Source organism: [Phormidium] sp. LEGE 05292 (assembly GCF_015207735.1).
In the GTDB taxonomy this organism is placed as follows: Bacteria; Cyanobacteriota; Cyanobacteriia; order Cyanobacteriales; family Aerosakkonemataceae; genus Floridanema.
Genome location: NZ_JADEWG010000139.1, coordinates 1 through 16,418, shown reverse-complemented (window position 1 = coordinate 16,418; position 16,418 = coordinate 1). Strand labels below are relative to the sequence as shown.

The 16,418-nt window shown below is 39.6% G+C and carries 14 protein-coding genes; 8 read left to right on the top strand and 6 right to left on the bottom strand.

Annotation, left to right across the window (positions count from 1 at the left end; all coding sequences use genetic code 11):
* Positions 1-72: 72 nt before the first annotated feature.
* Positions 73-3,264, top strand: coding sequence for an efflux RND transporter permease subunit (locus IQ264_RS26005; protein ID WP_413470370.1), 3,192 nt, complete (start codon positions 73-75; stop codon positions 3,262-3,264).
* Positions 3,265-3,296: 32 nt separating this feature from the next.
* On the opposite strand, the gene IQ264_RS26000 is transcribed toward IQ264_RS26005, so the two are convergent.
* Positions 3,297-3,752, bottom strand: a complete 456-nt coding sequence (locus tag IQ264_RS26000; protein ID WP_193984361.1) for an HNH endonuclease — start codon at positions 3,750-3,752, stop codon at positions 3,297-3,299.
* Between the two features lie 728 nt (positions 3,753-4,480).
* On the opposite strand from IQ264_RS26000, the gene fdxB reads away from it, so the two are divergent.
* From fdxB to IQ264_RS25975, 5 genes are all read left to right on the top strand, one after another.
* Entirely contained in the window at positions 4,481-4,777 is a 297-nt protein-coding gene (gene fdxB / locus IQ264_RS25995) for a ferredoxin III, nif-specific (protein WP_193984359.1), read from the top strand.
* A 326-nt stretch (positions 4,778-5,103) separates the two neighbouring features.
* Entirely contained in the window at positions 5,104-6,144 is a 1,041-nt protein-coding gene (locus IQ264_RS25990; RefSeq protein WP_193984357.1) for a cytochrome c oxidase subunit II, read from the top strand.
* A 115-nt stretch (positions 6,145-6,259) separates the two neighbouring features.
* Complete coding sequence (gene ctaD, locus IQ264_RS25985) at positions 6,260-7,936, top strand: cytochrome c oxidase subunit I (protein ID WP_193984363.1); 1,677 nt, start codon at positions 6,260-6,262, stop codon at positions 7,934-7,936.
* Between the two features lie 130 nt (positions 7,937-8,066).
* A complete protein-coding gene (locus tag IQ264_RS25980; protein ID WP_193984355.1) occupies positions 8,067-8,702 on the top strand; it encodes a cytochrome c oxidase subunit 3 in 636 nt (211 codons plus the stop codon).
* 199 nt (positions 8,703-8,901) lie between these two features.
* Positions 8,902-9,387 carry a hypothetical protein gene (locus IQ264_RS25975; RefSeq protein ID WP_193984353.1) on the top strand — a complete coding sequence of 162 codons (486 nt, stop codon included), beginning with the start codon at positions 8,902-8,904 and terminating at the stop codon, positions 9,385-9,387.
* A gap of 544 nt (positions 9,388-9,931) precedes the next feature.
* On the opposite strand, the gene IQ264_RS25970 is transcribed toward IQ264_RS25975, so the two are convergent.
* From IQ264_RS25970 to modA, 4 genes are all read right to left on the bottom strand, one after another.
* A complete protein-coding gene (locus IQ264_RS25970; RefSeq protein WP_193984351.1) occupies positions 9,932-10,525 on the bottom strand; it encodes a CBS domain-containing protein in 594 nt (197 codons plus the stop codon).
* 858 nt (positions 10,526-11,383) lie between these two features.
* A complete protein-coding gene (gene modB, locus IQ264_RS25965) occupies positions 11,384-13,201 on the bottom strand; it encodes a molybdate ABC transporter permease subunit (RefSeq protein WP_193984349.1) in 1,818 nt (605 codons plus the stop codon).
* A gap of 359 nt (positions 13,202-13,560) precedes the next feature.
* Positions 13,561-14,172 carry a cupin domain-containing protein gene (locus IQ264_RS25960; protein WP_193984346.1) on the bottom strand — a complete coding sequence of 204 codons (612 nt, stop codon included), beginning with the start codon at positions 14,170-14,172 and terminating at the stop codon, positions 13,561-13,563.
* 13 nt (positions 14,173-14,185) lie between these two features.
* Positions 14,186-14,983, bottom strand: coding sequence for a molybdate ABC transporter substrate-binding protein (modA, locus tag IQ264_RS25955; RefSeq protein ID WP_193984344.1), 798 nt, complete (start codon positions 14,981-14,983; stop codon positions 14,186-14,188).
* A 118-nt stretch (positions 14,984-15,101) separates the two neighbouring features.
* On the opposite strand from modA, the gene IQ264_RS25950 reads away from it, so the two are divergent.
* Entirely contained in the window at positions 15,102-15,524 is a 423-nt protein-coding gene (locus tag IQ264_RS25950; RefSeq protein WP_193984342.1) for a TOBE domain-containing protein, read from the top strand.
* A 93-nt stretch (positions 15,525-15,617) separates the two neighbouring features.
* Positions 15,618-15,827 (top strand): TOBE domain-containing protein, encoded by a 210-nt coding sequence (locus IQ264_RS25945; protein ID WP_193984340.1) that lies wholly within the window; start codon positions 15,618-15,620, stop codon positions 15,825-15,827.
* A gap of 90 nt (positions 15,828-15,917) precedes the next feature.
* Here IQ264_RS25945 and IQ264_RS25940 read toward each other — a convergent pair whose 3' ends face one another.
* Complete coding sequence (locus IQ264_RS25940) at positions 15,918-16,169, bottom strand: FeoA family protein (protein WP_193984338.1); 252 nt, start codon at positions 16,167-16,169, stop codon at positions 15,918-15,920.
* Between the last annotated feature and the right edge of the window lie 249 nt (positions 16,170-16,418).

The window sequence follows — 16,418 nt, the reverse complement described above, 5'->3', positions numbered from 1 at the left end:
GGGAGAGGGCGGGCGCGAACGTCAGTCATCAACTCCAACTCAAGAAGAAAACACTCAACAAAAAGGTCAGCGATGATGGAAAATGTCAAAACATCTGGGTTTAGCCTGAGTGCTACTTCTATTCGTCAGCATATTGGTACTTTAATGCTGACTTTAACAGTTTTGGTAATGGGAGTTTTCTTTTTTACCCAACTGCAAGTTGATTTGTTGCCTTCTATCACCTATCCTCGCATTGGTGTACGACTGGACGCGCCCGGAGTTTCGCCAGAAGTAGCGATCGACGAAATTACTAGACCTTTGGAAGAAGCTTTAAGTGCTACCGAAGGAGTAGTGCAAGTTTATTCCCAAACTCGCGAAGGTCAAGTAAGTTTAGATTTGTACTTTGAACCTGGGGGAAATATTGACCAAGCATTAAATGATGCAACTGCTGCATTTAACCGTGCTAGGGGTAGATTACCAGAAATTATCGAAGATCCGCGCTTATTTAAAGTTGACCCTTCTCAATTGCCAGTTTATGAATTTGCTTTGCAATCTCCATCTTTAAAAGATGTTGATTTGCGGGTGTTTGCTGATGAAGAATTATCCCGTGAATTGAATGTGGTTTCTGGGGTTGCATCAGTGGATGTAGCGGGAGGAGTTCAAGAAGAAGTTAGAGTAAAAATTGATTTGAAACGTTTACAAGCATTAGGTGTCAGTTTAACTGATGTTTTAAATGGTTTAGAAGAACGCAATCAAGATGTTTCTGGTGGAAGATTACGCGGCGAAGATTCGGAACCTTTAACTCGAACAGTTGGAAGGTTTCGCGATGCAGAAGAAATTAGAAATTTGTCTTTTTTAGTGAGAACTCCGGGAACAAGTGCAACATCTACTATTTCCAATCGTCGGGTTTATCTACGCGAGTTTGCCGAAGTTATTGATGGAACTGAAGAACAAAGAATATTTGTCTTTTTAAATGGTGAACCTGCTGTTAAAGTTAGCGTGACTAAACAACCTGATGCTAATACTATTGCTGTTGTGGATGGGGTAAAAAAACGCATATCTGAGCTACGAAAATCTGGTTTAGTTCCTGAAGATATGCAAATAGTGGCGACTTTGGATGAGTCGAGATTTATTAATAATTCGATTTCTAACGTTACAAGTTCGGGGTTGATTGGTGCAGGGTTAGCTGCGATCGCAGTTTTGCTATTTTTAGGTTCCTTGCGGCAAACTTTAATTATCGTTATAGCGATTCCTTTAGCTACGATCGCGGCAATTATTTTAATGCAATTATTTGGGCTTTCGATTAACGTTTTCAGTTTAGGGGGTTTGGCGCTGGGTGTGGGTATTGTGGTGGATAACTCGATCGTTATGATGGAGACAATTGCCGAAGGTGCTGGGTTAACTCCCGGAAAAGATTCTCGCACTCGCTTGGGTTCCAAACAGTTAATTGAAAGCGCAGTTAGTAGTAGTCAAAGTGTAGAATCCGCCTTACTTGCTTCCACAACTACTAACTTAGTTTCGGTTTTACCATTTTTGTTAATTGGTGGTTTCTTTTCTCTACTTTTTAGCGAATTAATTCTGACAATTAGTTTTTCTGTCGCCGCTTCGCTTTTAGTCGCTTTAACAATTGTTCCAGTGATCTGTTCGCGACTGTTAGCTATACGTTGGACAAGCGGAGTTAGTAATTTTTGGCTGTTGCGAAAGTTCAATGAAAGATTTGAAGCTTCGATGGGCAGTTATGGGAGATTTTTAGCTTTTGTGTTGCGGTTTCGGGTGTTAATAATTCTGGCAGCTTTCCTATTTTTAGGCGGCGGTAGTTGGTGGATGGCAGGACAAATTCCCCAAGAAATTTTGCCCAGAATTAATACTGGTCAAGCGAATTTGTTTGCACAATTTCCCCCAGGCACAACTGTAGAAACTAACAAAAAATTAATGACAGTTGTTGATGAAATTCTTCGCAAACAACCAGAGACTGAATTTGTATTTACTACTGCGGGTGGTTCACTTTTTGGTAGTAATACTAATGCTAATCCAGTCCGTAGTAGTAGTACAATTACCCTCAAACCTGGTACAGATGTCCCAGCATTTGTGCAAAGAGTTACTAGGGAGTTTGAAAAGCTGAATTTAGCCGGAATTCGTTTGCGAGTGAATCCTGGTCAAGTGCGCGGTATTATTTTAAGTAATTCACCTGTGAGAGGTGCAGAAGTTGATATTATTCTGCAAGGTGAAGATGAGCGAACTTTGCAACGCGCGGGAAGACAAGTATTAGCAGCAATGGATGAAAAAGTTACTTTAGCACAGTTTCGTCCTGATGCAGACGATCGCCAACCGGAAATTCAAATTCGCCCTGATTGGGAAAGAGTTGCTAGTTTAGGATTAAATACTAAGTCAATTGGTGATACGATTCAAACTGCGATCGAAGGTTCTACGCCAACACAATTACAAAGGGGCAATCGTTTAGTCGATGTACGAGTACAATTAGATCGAGAGTCTGTACAACGCGCTTCTCAAATAGAACAAATACCCCTATTTGTTAACAATAATGCCTTAATTCGTTTGGGTGATGTAGCGAAAATTCAAGAAGGACAAGCACCCGGAGAAATTCAACGTATTAACCAAAGACAAGTTTTCATTATTGCTGGAAGTTTGAACAAAGGCGCTAGTTTAAGTGAAGCTTTAAAACAAGTAGATAGCGTTTTAGCTGAAACTAAATTACCTGAAGGTGTTTCGATTTTACCTAGTTCCAACGCCGAAACAAATAGACAGTTACAAAATTCCTTAAAGATTTTGGGAAGTTTAGCAGCTTTCTTAGTATTTGTAGTCATGGCGGTGCAATACAATTCCTTGATCGATCCGTTAGTAATTATGTTGACTGTACCGTTAGCTTTGGCGGGGGGAATTTTTGGGCTGTATATTACGAAAACTGCGATCGGTGCTACGGTTTTAGTTGGTGCAGTATTATTGGTGGGAATTGTCGTCAATAATGCGATTATTATGGTGGAAATGGCGAATCAAATTCGAGATCAAGAAGGGATCGATCGCACCACCGCCATTTTAAAAGCTGCACCCCAACGTTTGCGACCAATTTTAATGACAACTATTACCACTGTTTTGGGTTTATTCCCCTTAGCTTTGGGAATGGGTGAAGGGTCGGAATTTTTGCAACCTTTGGGTGTAGTTGTGTTTTCTGGGTTGTCATTAGCAACGGTGTTAACTTTGTTTATTATTCCCTGTTTTTACACATTGCTGCATGATTTCCCCTTCGGGAAAAGGTTGTTTGGGTAAGTAAATCTAATATTTAATCCAGACAAATCGGCTTACTCAAGCTGCCGGGGATCTTCTAATGGAGGATGCCAACCAGCCTGAACCCATAGGGCACGGGCTTCTTGGATAGAACGTTCTCCTCTGTAACGTTCATGATTGAGGTCAAGGCGCTCACAAGTGGCTCGACCGATGGGAGTTATACCAACAATCTTTATACCGTCTGCATTCCAGATGAAGTGGTCAGGCCAACTCTGTTGACGGGGATTAAATAAGGGTAGAACTGCTGAGGTTTCCACATCCCGACCCACTATGAAGTTATAACGACGCTGGTTACAACGACTGCAAGCCAGAGCTAAGTTATCAGAATTGTCAGAGTCACCCAAAGAACGTGGCTGAATGCGATCGATAGTGAAGCGAGAAGTGCTAATTTTCTCTGGAGAATGGCAATATTCACACAGGTAGTCTGCACGTTTCCGCACTAATTGCTTCGTCAATTCATTAATAGTCATTGCTGGGCAACCAAGAGAGAATTGAGGTAGGTAAAGATGCGGTCTAGTTCTCCTATAGCATTGAGTTCTGCCTCCTCTTCTGGGGTTAGCGAACCTGTCTTGTTTTTTTCTAACAAATTTCGAGGTGAGATTGTAATTCCTCGGTAAATTTGAATAGTCGAAGGTTATCAACCTTCTCAACTTTAATGCCTGTTTCCAACAAAGATTGTGGGCTAATTACTACTTGGATCATAATTTTGTGGCTCTTACATAAAGGACTAGCTTCATCCTAAATAGTTTTGGGTATGTATTGTGGCTTATATACATTAATTCTTTAGTCTCTTTCTTGTAAAGCTTTCAAATCTTCCTGAAATTCAGGTTAATAGTGTAAATGAGAAACTTTCCTACTATTAATTAGGTAATTATTCAGAACTCAACGTCAAAATTGCCGAGTGAAATTTCCTAAGCCTTTTGCTACAATGCTTTGGGTTGATTTTGTTGAGTAATTAAATACTAGAACCCCTATAAAAAAATACTAGCACCCTATACAAAAAATACTAGCACCCCCACCCCAAGAAAAATTTTAAGTGCTGGTTGAGGGGAATTTAGAAGCTTTGAGTAGCAGCTTAATTAGTCTAATAAGTTTGATCCGTCACGGTGCAAAACTAGAAAAAATAGTCGTCTGATATAAACCAAATATCAGGAGACAAACACGCACTAATTATTCTACTTCAACAGGAGCAAAACTCATGGCGGTTCTAACAGCAAGAACTTTTGGCGGAAAAACTTGGACACCTCAATTCATTCAGGATATTAAAATTGCTACTTGTTTGGGATGTGGCAGATGCTTTAAGGCTTGTGGACGTGGGGTGATGGAGTTAAAACCAGTCAATGAACATGGCGAGTTTATCGAAGATGAGGATGAAGAAGAAAGCCTTCGCAAGGTAATGACTGTCGCCAATGCTGATAATTGTATTGGTTGTGAAGCTTGTATCAGAGTTTGTCCCAAAAATTGCCACGTTCATGCCCCACTAGATCTGAATTAAGCTTTTCTAATTTACCGTTAAATTCGATACATTTCGGGTAAATTTTGACAGCTGAATCAGGAGTTATTTGTTCAGGAATTGTCGCTTTGTCACTGCGGATACTAAAACACAAAAATTGAGCGACAATTCTCCTTCCTGTTTGTGCCAATTTAGGTAGGATTACTTGCTGCCCTTAAGAAATAGTTACGAATGAGACAGCGATCGCGGATTGCCCTTAGCTTAAATAGGAGTAGGAAACAAGTGCTAAATGGTAGAAATTTCTCCGTTTACACAGGCGACTACTATACCTTAAGGGTGAGAGTCGCCCAAGTCAAGGAAAAATATCTATGAAACAAATTCCCGTTTCACTCTTAACCTTAGTAGCAGGGGTTGTAATTGCATTTTTTAGCCTTTGGGTTGGACAAAACCATCATTTGTTACCAGAACAAGCTTCGGAACAAGCGCCTTTAGTAGATGGTTTCTTCAACGTCATGGTGACGATCGCAACAGCCTTGTTTATTGTGGTTCAAGGTGCAATTTTAATTTTTGCGATCAAGTATCGGAAACCGAAAGATGATGATAGCGATGGTTTGCCGATCGAAGGTAACTTCTCTGTAGAAATCTTTTGGACTGCGATTCCGGCGCTAATTGTGATTGGCTTAGGGATTTATAGTGTCGAAGTTTACCGAGCAATGGGCGGATTCGATCCGGCAGGTTATGAGATGATAGCCCATCATCATGGTGCATCATCTGCGATCGCGAAAATGCCGGGAAGCGCAATGGCTGCACCCATAATCGCTGATTCAGAAGGCACGATCTCCGAAACAGCCTCAGCACCCGTAGAGAAAAAATACGGCATTGGTGCGACACCAGAAGAAGAAGGAAAAGCAGCTAGTTTGGTGGTAGATGTCACCGCTATGCAGTATGCCTGGATCTTCAATTATCCCGACAGCGGAGTTACTAGCGGAGAATTGCACGTTCCAGTTGGCAAAGATGTGCTACTTAACATTACTGCTGTTGATGTCATCCATTCATTTTGGGTACCACAATTTCGCCTCAAACAAGATGCAATTCCCGGACAACCAACACAGTTAAGGTTTGTCGCTATAAAAGAAGGAGATTTCCCGATCGTTTGTACAGAATTGTGCGGTAGTTATCACGGTGGAATGAGAGCAAGAGCCATTGTTGAAACACCGGAAAAATTTGACAGTTGGATAACAGAAAATCAGGTAGCACAGCAACAAGAATCAATTCAAACTGTTGCCACTAACCCCACTGATTTACCAACTTCTGAGTTTCTTGCGCCATACACTAAAGAAATGGGAATTGATGCTCATTCTTTAACTCATTTACACCCAGGCGCAATAGTTTCCTCCATGAGTAATTAAAATTTCTGACTAAATTTGTCATTGGTCATTGGTAAAAGACAAAGGACAAATGACGAAACAATTAGTCAGAAAATTTTCTTATAAGAGGCTGATTTTAACAGACGAAAAACGGTTTATGGCACAAGCACAACTTCCCTTAAATACTCCACCAGGTATGTCAGGTGATTCGGCAAAGGAACACCCAAAAGCTTGGAAATGGTATGACTATTTCACATTCAATATCGATCACAAAGTCATCGGCATTCAATATTTGGTAACGGCATTTTTCTTTTACCTAATTGGTGGTTTGATGGCGATGGCAATGCGTGCGGAATTGCTAACACCTGATTCAGATTTTCTTGACCCTACTCTCTACAATGCTTTTTTAACAAATCACGGGACATTTATGATTTTCCTGTGGATTGTACCAGCAGCGATCGGGGGTTTTGGTAATTTTCTAGTACCTTTAATGGTAGGTGCTAGAGATATGGCTTTTCCCAAGTTAAATGCGATCGCATTTTGGTTAAATCCACCAGCAGGCGCAATTTTACTAGCTAGTTTCTTTTTCGGCGGTTCCCAAACAGGTTGGACTGCTTACCCACCATTGAGTTTAATTACTAATAACATCGGTCAATCGATGTGGATTCTCAGCATTGTTTTGGTGGGAACTTCTTCGATTTTAGGTTCGGTGAACTTTGTGATCACCATCCTATTTATGCGCGTACCAAGTATGCAGCTTACCCAAGTTCCTTTATTTTGTTGGGCGATGTTGGCAACTTCGGTATTAGCACTTTTCTCAACTCCAGTATTAGCAGCAGGGTTGGTATTACTGCTGTTTGATATCAACTTTGGCACGTCATTTTTTAAACCTGATGCCGGGGGAAATGTAATTATTTACCAACATTTATTCTGGTTTTATTCTCACCCCGCAGTTTACTTGATGATTTTGCCGATTTTCGGCATTATGTCGGAAATAATTCCCGTACACGCCAAAAAACCCATTTTTGGTTATAAGGCGATCGCATATTCCAGTTTAGCAATTTGTTTCGTTGGTTTATTCGTCTGGGTACACCATATGTTTACCAGCGGTACACCCCCTTGGATGCGGATGTTTTTTACCATCTCAACTTTAATTGTTGCTGTACCTACCGGAGTGAAAATTTTCGGTTGGGTAGCTACACTTTGGGGCGGTAAAATTCGCTATACAACTGCAATGTTATTCGCCATTGGTTTATTATCAATGTTCGTCATTGGTGGCATCAGTGGCGTGACTTTGGGAACAGCACCTTTTGACCTTCACGTACACGATACTTACTATGTTGTGGGACATTTTCATTACGTTTTGTTTGGTGGTTCTGTTTTTGGTATTTACGCGGGAATCTATCATTGGTTCCCGAAAATGACCGGAAGAATGTTGAATGAAACTTGGGGAAAAGTTCACTTCATTCTTACTTTCATCGGCACTCATTTAACATTTCTACCAATGCACGAATTGGGATTACAAGGAATGCCTCGTCGCGTTGCCATGTATGACCCCCAATTTATTAGTTTGAACCAGATTTGCACCTTTGGTTCCATACTTTTAGGAATCTCGGTAATCCCCTTCTTTTTCAATGCTCTTTGGAGTTGGATGTATGGGGAAAAAGCTAGTGATAATCCTTGGGATGGACTCAGTTTAGAATGGACTACTAGTTCACCACCACTAATCGAAAATTGGGAAGTTTTACCCGTAGTAACTCACGGCCCTTACGATTATGGTATGAATGGTCGTAGTGCTACAACTGATAAAGCACCCAGCGAATCTGTAAGTTAATTTTAATTAGTGGTTTGTGTTTAAGTGTTTTTGATCCCCCTAAATCCCCCTTAAAAAGGGGGACTTTGAAACCCTTTAATACCAAATCCTTGAAATAACTACAAACCACTGATAATTGGTAGGAGGTAAAATGCAAGGCGCAATTGAAACATCAGAAACTATTCTCAATTCTTCTGTCGATCCAGCAGCAACAAAAGAAGTTGCCCATCATGAAGGACATCCCGATTTAAGGGTGTGGGGTTTGTTGACTTTTTTAGCTTCTGAATCTTTAATGTTTGGAGGTTTTTTTGCCTCTTATTTAATTTATCGTGGTGGCGCAGCAAATTGGCCGCCCGAAGGTACAGAAGTTGAGTTACTAGTACCCGCAATTAATACTTTCATTCTGGTTTCTAGCAGTTTCGTTATTCATTTAGGCGATACGGCAATTAAAAAGAATAATCTCAACGGAATGCGACTTTGGTATGCTGTGACTGCTTTGATGGGGGCAACTTTCTTGGGTGGTCAGGTTTATGAATACCTAACTTTAGGTTATGGTCTGACTACTAATATTTTTTCTAATTGCTTTTACTTAATGACAGGTTTTCACGGTTTGCACGTTTTCGTGGGACTGTTGTTAATTTTAGGTGTGCTGTGGCGTTCTCGTCGTTCAGGACATTATTCTGCTACTAAGCACGTTGGTATCGAAATGGCAGAAATTTATTGGCACTTTGTCGATATCATCTGGATTATTTTGTTTACTTTGCTCTACATTTTGACAATGTTCTAAGCAACTTTGTAGGGTGCGTGAGTCAAGGTTCGTTGTAAGGACTTTAGTCCTTTTCTTGAGAAATATACGACTAAAGTCGCTACAACAGACCGTTCGTTGTGAACACTTCAGTGTTCCCTTTGATTCAGGAATATACGACTAAAGTCGCTACAACAGACCACGCACCCTGCCTCTAACTTTCTCAATTAGGTCTTAGGTTATGCAAGTTACAGATAGAAGTTTTTCTTGGTACGATGTTCCCGCCGAAGTTAAAGATTTGTTGGTGCTGGCGGCGAAAAATTGGGATAATACAACGGAGTCTGAAAAGTATATAAATGAAGCTTTAGCAAAAACTACTGATACGGAAGTTTTAGTCACTGCTTATCGTTATTTTGTTTATAAATATAAGTATCCGCAAGCTTTACAAGTAGTGGAAAAGGTAATTAATAATATAAAAGATGCGGAAAAGTTTCCTGATGATTGGGAAGAGTTGAAACCTATATTATTAAGTCGATCGCAAGACCCCCAAGTTAGACTATTTCTTAATGCTTATGCTGCTTCGGGTTTTGTTTTGGCAAAAATGGGGGAACTGGAAAAGGCGAAAGAAGCGACAGCGCGAGTTAAAGAAGTTGATGCTAAAAATGAATTTGGCGCATCAATTATTTTAGATATTTTGACTCGTCCGCCTGAAGAGGAGGAAGATTAGGGCTTGTTTTCAAATTCAGATCCCCCTAAATCCCCCTTAAAAAGGGGGACTTTGAGTTTCTTGCTTCCCCCTTTTAACGGAATTCAGATCCCCCTAAATCCCCCTTAAAAAGGGGGACTTTGAGTTTCTTGCTCTCCCCTTTTTAAGGGGGGCTGGGGGGGATCTAAGGGCTGGAAAATACACACTAGGAAATCTGTTAATTTAATCCTTGCGATCGCTTTAAATAAACCCGTTGAGGAGAACCGAGCAGTATTGACAAAAAAAACTATCAAATTGGGAATTTGATAGAAAAAAAATTAATGATTGGGTGATTGAAACAAAACCTAATGAAGAAAAACAAAAGGAAAAAGTTTATAATACCCAGTCCGTTCGTAGTGACGACTTTAGTCGTACATTCCTCCCATAAAAGGACTAAAGTCCTCACAACGAACCAGAGATATGGTGTACTTCTTCCTTTTGCGTATCACTAATTCCGCTCAGTTTCCAGTAATAGGATGTGAAGGTTAGCCAACTCTTTACTGTTTTGAAACTGAGGGATTAGTTTTTAATTAACTGCTACTGCTTGTGGTTCTTGGTATTGTTCTCTGGCAGATTTTTCTGGTTTTGGTGCGCCATAAAATATTGCTTCTGCTTCAATGTCATCTACTAAATCCCAAGCTTCTACAGCTTGTTCAGAGTCAGCACCAAAGTTGGCGGTAGCAGCACGAGCATTGGAGATAGCTTTTTGTAGTTGTTGTTCTAAATATTCTAGTTTTGGTTGTTCAATGAAATCGCCTTTATTCAGGATATCAGTGACAGAAATTATGCCTATTAAATCACCTTGAATTACAGGAGCACGCCATACGCCAGTATTAGCAAATAACCGGGCTACATATTCAATACCAAGGTCAGGATTGACTACGATGCAAGGCTTGCTCATTATTTCACAAACCTGCACTTGTTTTGGATCTTTTCCATAAGCGACAACTTTGGCTATTACATCAGTTTCAGTGACTATACCATAAGCATCTTCTTCATTACGAGTTTCCACAATTAACGCCCGTAATTCTTTTAGTCTCATTAGCCTAACTGCTTGCGCTACTGTTGCAGAACCGCGAATAGTTGCCACGTCTTGGGTCATAATATCTTTAGCTTTCATGATCACCGCTCCATAAATTAGGTTGGCGAGCAAAAGAATTTTTGCTCAATTACTGAGATTGTTACAAAATTGTCAACTTGCCTGAAAAGATTCGATATGATAGTAATAGGAACTTTACTTTTTGTTCAGCCCCTTCAGGCAACTTGGGTTTAGCCAGGTAACTGATGATTAGGGCTGTTTTTTTTTTGGAAGAATTACGCTTGTTTTGCTGTCTAATTTTAGAGTAACTCTCTTTTTAGTTCCCATCTCAGAACTGAAAAGAGTTCGTATTTCTTCCTCAATTTTTTACTCTTCAGGGCTTGGGTTTAGATTTTTGAATAAAATCTAGCCCACTGATATATTACCAGCAATTTATCTGTAGTGCGCGATTTTATAGTTTAAAGTTTTAAATGTTACAGAATAAGAATAGTTAGCCAAATAAAAAGTGATTTATGAACTATTTTATAAAATATTTATAATTTAAAAATACTCAAAAATACTAGTACCCCTACTAATATTTTTGAGTAAAATTAGCTTGTTCATTGACAAATAGAATAGTTACGATCGCTATAAACAAACTAACTACAGATTTTTTTTATATTTCACGAATGGGATTATTGTCAGCAATTCTTGTTAAAAAAGCCTCAATAAATAAAAAACATTGATAATCTTTTTTTAAGCGTCTGAAAGCCGCACTACAATTCAACTGTAGCAAATCTAATTTAATCTTTAAGTCAACAGCGAGGATTTCCGAGAAATATTAAAGCAATTTTTCTGATTGTCAAATTATACACTTTATGTATTAACGCAAGTTGCTAGTTATAAAATTGAAACTGGTAGTAGGAATCCCATTACCCATTACCTACTACCGATTACCAATTACTCTGACATCAGAATCAATCTCAGTGGATGTAGATGAACTTGCCAAGGGAAGGGAAGGTCTTTTAATTTTGCCCATTTTTCTTTGAAAACTTCGGCTTGTAAGTGGTAATCTTGGGGGCTGTTGGGAGGAGAATTTAGTTTGAGAAAAAGTGTCATTCGGTGCTGGGTTTCGCTGGTGTGGGCTAACCAACAGGGGAAAGTATTTTCTGATTTTTCTTGGTTAGAATCTTGAGGAAAGGTAATTTGGTGGGCGCGAATTCCCACAAAAGCTAGGGGTTCGGGAATTGGTTCAATTACTTTTAAGGTGCAGCCCCAATCAATTGCTTGGATTTCTTGGGAAGTTTGAGCGACGGCGCGAGAAAAGTTTTTACATCCAGTAATTTGGGCGGCGCGGAAAGTTCCGGGATGTTCAAAGATGTTTTGTTTGCTATCAGATGCGATCGCTTTTCCTCGATCGATCACCAACAAATTTTCACACACTCGGTAAGCTTCTTCTAAATTATGGGAAACCATTAAAGTAACGCCGGGATATTCCTGCAAAACTAACCTTAATTGTTCTTCTAATTGAGCGCGTAAATAAGTATCAAGGGCGGAGAATGGCTCATCTAATAATAATACTTCGGGATTGCTGGCTAAGGCTCTGGCTAATGCGACTCTTTGTTGTTCGCCACCGGAAAGTTGACGGGGATAGCGATCGCTAAATCCCTCTAATCTCACTTTCGCCAATTGCGCGTTTACTAATTCTTTAATTCTAGTTTTAGGTGTAACTTTGGGTAAACCAAAAGCGATATTTTGGGCGACTGTTAAATGGGGGAATAAAGCGTAATTTTGGAATAGGAAACCAACTTGGCGATCGCGACTTGGGACATTAATCTTTTTTTTCGCATCAAACAACACTTTCCCATTGATAACTATTCGTCCGCGATCGGGTGTTACCATTCCAGCGATACAGCGCAGAATCATACTTTTACCTGCACCGGAAGCACCTAATAAACCTAAAGGGCGATCGCTACTACTAAAACTCACATCTAAAGTAAAATCAGCTAATCTTTTTTGAATATCTACAAATAAACCAGAGTTTTTGGTAGTTGGTAGTTGGTAGTTGGTAGTTGGGGTTACTTCTCTGGATTGATTAATTGTGGTTGTTTTTAACTTTTGTCCTCTTTTTTGTTGCCAAAAATTTACTGAAGTAATCGCAGAAAAAGAAATGGCGATAATTGTTAAAACCCAAATCCAAGCTTCTTGGTTTGCTCCTGCTTCTACAGAGAAATAAATTGCGATCGGCAAAGTTTGAGTTTGACCAGGAATATTTCCCGCTAACATTAATGTAGCGCCAAATTCACCCAAAGCCCGACAAAAAGCTAAAGTCGCTCCCGCCAAAATTCCCGGTAAAGCCAAAGGAAAACTTACCCGCCAAAATACTGTCATTTCGGAAGCACCCAAGGTTCGCGCTACCCTTGGTAAATTTCCATCAATTTGTTCAAAAGCTCCCAATGCAGTTTTATACATTAAGGGAAAAGCAACCACTGTGGAAGAAATTACGACAGCATACCAAGTAAACACAATATCGATGTTCAAAAGGTGGAAAATTTGCCCTAAAAGGCCATTTTTTCCCAACAACATCAACAATAAAAAACCCACAACTGTTGGCGGTAAAACTAAGGGAGCAACAAAAATACCTTCGATTATTGCTTTTCCTTTTCCCCGATAACCTAACATCCAATATGCCGCAGCAATTCCTAAAAAGAAAGTTACGATCGTTGCTATAGAAGCAGTTTTTAAGGAAATCCACAAAGGGGATAAATCATTAGGCATCGCTTTAGTTATAGTATAGGGATCTTTTTGAACCACTCCAGAGAAGAAGGAGTTTTATATCTGAATAACTCAAGTTGTTAGTTATAGCAACCGCCAAGGCGATTAAGGCAAGATGAAAAGTCATAACCCTTGTTTTATAAGGTTTTTCCTTCTGCCTTCTGCCTTCTGCCTTCTGCCTTCTGCTATACAAGTCTGGCTCTTTCTTAGCCCCCCTTATTAAGGGGGGTTGGGGGGATCAAGATCCCCCCTCCGCCCCCCTTAATAAGGGGGGAACCAGCAGAAGCTTCGCTATTAACTTCACGGGGGGAACTCCGAAAAAATTAATAACTAGTAACTTGCGTTAAATAAATTGTTGGGATTTAAAACTTCTTCGCCGTTGCTGTTTCTAAATCGTACTCAAATCTGTTTTTGCTATTAGTTTCACCGTAAATATTAAAAGTGATTGTCGGTTCATCTCCAATAGCCTCTACGCTATGAATTGCATTTGGTGTGAAACTAATAATGTCGCCCGGTTCTAAAATTTTTTCTCCCACTCTTTCAATTCGATCGGGAAAATCTGAACTATTTGTTCTGCGCCAAAAGGTATTTTTTTCTCTACCTTTTAAGACTGCGACTACTCCCCAAGTTCCGTGATTGTGAATTGTAGAAACAGTACCCGGAGCGAAGGTAACTGTTTGCACTGTTAAGGGAAAACCGATTTCATCGTACAAAATTAATACGGAAACACCAGTTTGGGGAGAAGCTTCTAAATATTGAGTTTGTACCCAGTAAGAATTGAGGACTAACTGACGGACTAAACGACGAATGTCTGGTAATAAACTGGTATCGTCGGAAGCTTGAATTACGGCATCTTCGACTTCTGTCAGAAAACGGTAAAAGCGATATTCTTCGCGCAATAATTCCCATTCTCTAACAGGTTTACAAATTTGGCAGGTGCCGTCGTCATTTAGTAACCAATCCGTCGCATTCACTCAATTTTTACCCCTATTTAGCGATACCAAATCCGTATTTTGTAAAAATACTGTGGGCATTGGCACTCTGCAAATATTGAGCATATTCCTTAGCAGCAGCTGGGTTTTTACTATTTTTTAGCACTGCTATTGGATAAACTACTGGAGAATGCAGATTTGCTGCCGCAGTTTCTACCACTTTTACTTGATTTGATATCTTAGCATCTGTAGCATAAACAACACCTGCATCGGCATTTCCGCTTTCTACAGCTGCCAGAACGTTGCGAACACTGTTACCGTAGGTAAACTTGGGTTTTAGCTGCTCTAAAATTCCCAAATTCTTAAAGATTTCTTCTGTGTATTGTCCTACTGGTACGCTGCGAGGTTCGCCAACAGCAATCCGTTTGACGTTGGGAGAGGTTAAACTTTTGAAACTGGTGACGGTATTGGAGTTTTTCGGTGTGATTAAAACTACGCTATTAGTCAGCAAGTTGTGCCTAGTGTCTGGTAGGATTAAGTTCTTTTGTTGTAAATCATTCATCTGCTTTTGAGCAGCAGAAATGAACACATCCGCAGGCGCACCATTTTCTATTTGTTGTTGCAATGTACCGGAAGCACCTAAGTTGTAAGTAACTGTGACGTTTGGTTTGACTTTTTGGTAAGCTGTTTTGATTTCGTCCAAAGCATCTTTCAAACTAGCCGCAGCAGAAACTATGATTGTGGTGTTACTTTGAGCGGCGATCGGTTTTTGATTTAACACTCCGATGCCAACTACCAAAATTAAGGCAGCAAGTATCCAGCCAATGAAGGCAATAATACGTCTTTTTGTCATCTTTTTACGAAAAGAAACTTGTTTGACTGAAGGAGCCAAATGGAAAATTTCTACAGGCTTATTGGTATGATCGAGCCAATGAATAAAATTACTATACCAACAAAGTTGGGGAATGTCTATGCCTAGAAAAGATCAAGGATGGATTACTTTTCAATCTTCGGAAGAGGAACGCACTCTATTAGAGCAGTATTGCCAAGAATCTCAACGCTCTAAAACTGAAGTATTGCGGGAATTACTTCGCGGTTTAACTCAACAATGGCAAAAAATTTCCGAAAATTCCCCTAGTGTACCGGAGGTAAAATCAACTGTTCCATCCAGCTATCAAGTGTTGGGAATTAGCGCCCGCAACACCATTCCTGGTAAGGTAAAACAGGTGTTAATTGGCGATATTACGGCAGAAGTAATTGTGGAGATTGCCCCTAATGTAGAAATTGTATCTGTGATTACTAAATCTTCGGTAGAGCGGTTTGCGATCGCACCTGGAAAAGAAGTTTGTGTGGTAATAAAATCCTCAGATGTCATGATTGCAGTGGAACAATGAATTTTATTTTTTTTTAATATTTTCAAAAAAATAATTGGTGGAATATTTGATAATATTAATATTCCAACCAAGTCACATATTAGGTTAACAAGAATGAAAATTAGTGCTCGCAACGCTGTCAAAGGTACTGTAAAACAAGTTCATCCGGGTGCAGTAAATACAGAAGTTGTCATCGAAATTGCCTCTGGAGTAGAAGTTGTTTCTATTATCACCAAAGCTTCAGCTGAAAGCTTGGGAATTGCCGAAGGTAAGGAAGTTTATGCTGTCATCAAATCCTCAGATGTAATGGTAGCTGTCGATTAAAATATCAACAGCTGAGAGTAGTTTTTTCACATTTTTCTCTAACTGAGAACTACCTCAGCTATTGTTTTTTAAGCATTTTTTGCTGATTTGTTATTCATTAATTCGCACGACAATAGCACGGACAATTTCTTTATCCACTGCTATAGAAGTATTGTCAAGTTTAATGATAAAACTAGGGTAACGCTGTTGCAGTGAAACAATGCTTCCCAGCTTAATTCCCATTGCTATAACTTTTTGGATAGTAGTTTCGTTGAGATTACGAAAACTAGTCACAACCCCTTGTTCATCAGGTTCGAGTAACTCTAGGGAAGATAGACAAATTGTAAAACCTTGATTCAACATTGCAACACACGCATCAACAACAACTAAAACTAATTATCATCAAAATTGACTAGTCTGCTTGTAATATAAACTACTATTTTCTACTAAAGTGCTAAATTTAAGGGGAGTAGGGCGAAGCATTCTCGTAGATAGTTTATTAATTAAAATAAAATATTTACTGCCGAAATGCTTTGCCCCTACTCATAGCAATTCTCTGTAAAATTGCGCTTAATCATTAGCCCCTCCCTGTAGACGGGGAGGGGTTTGGGG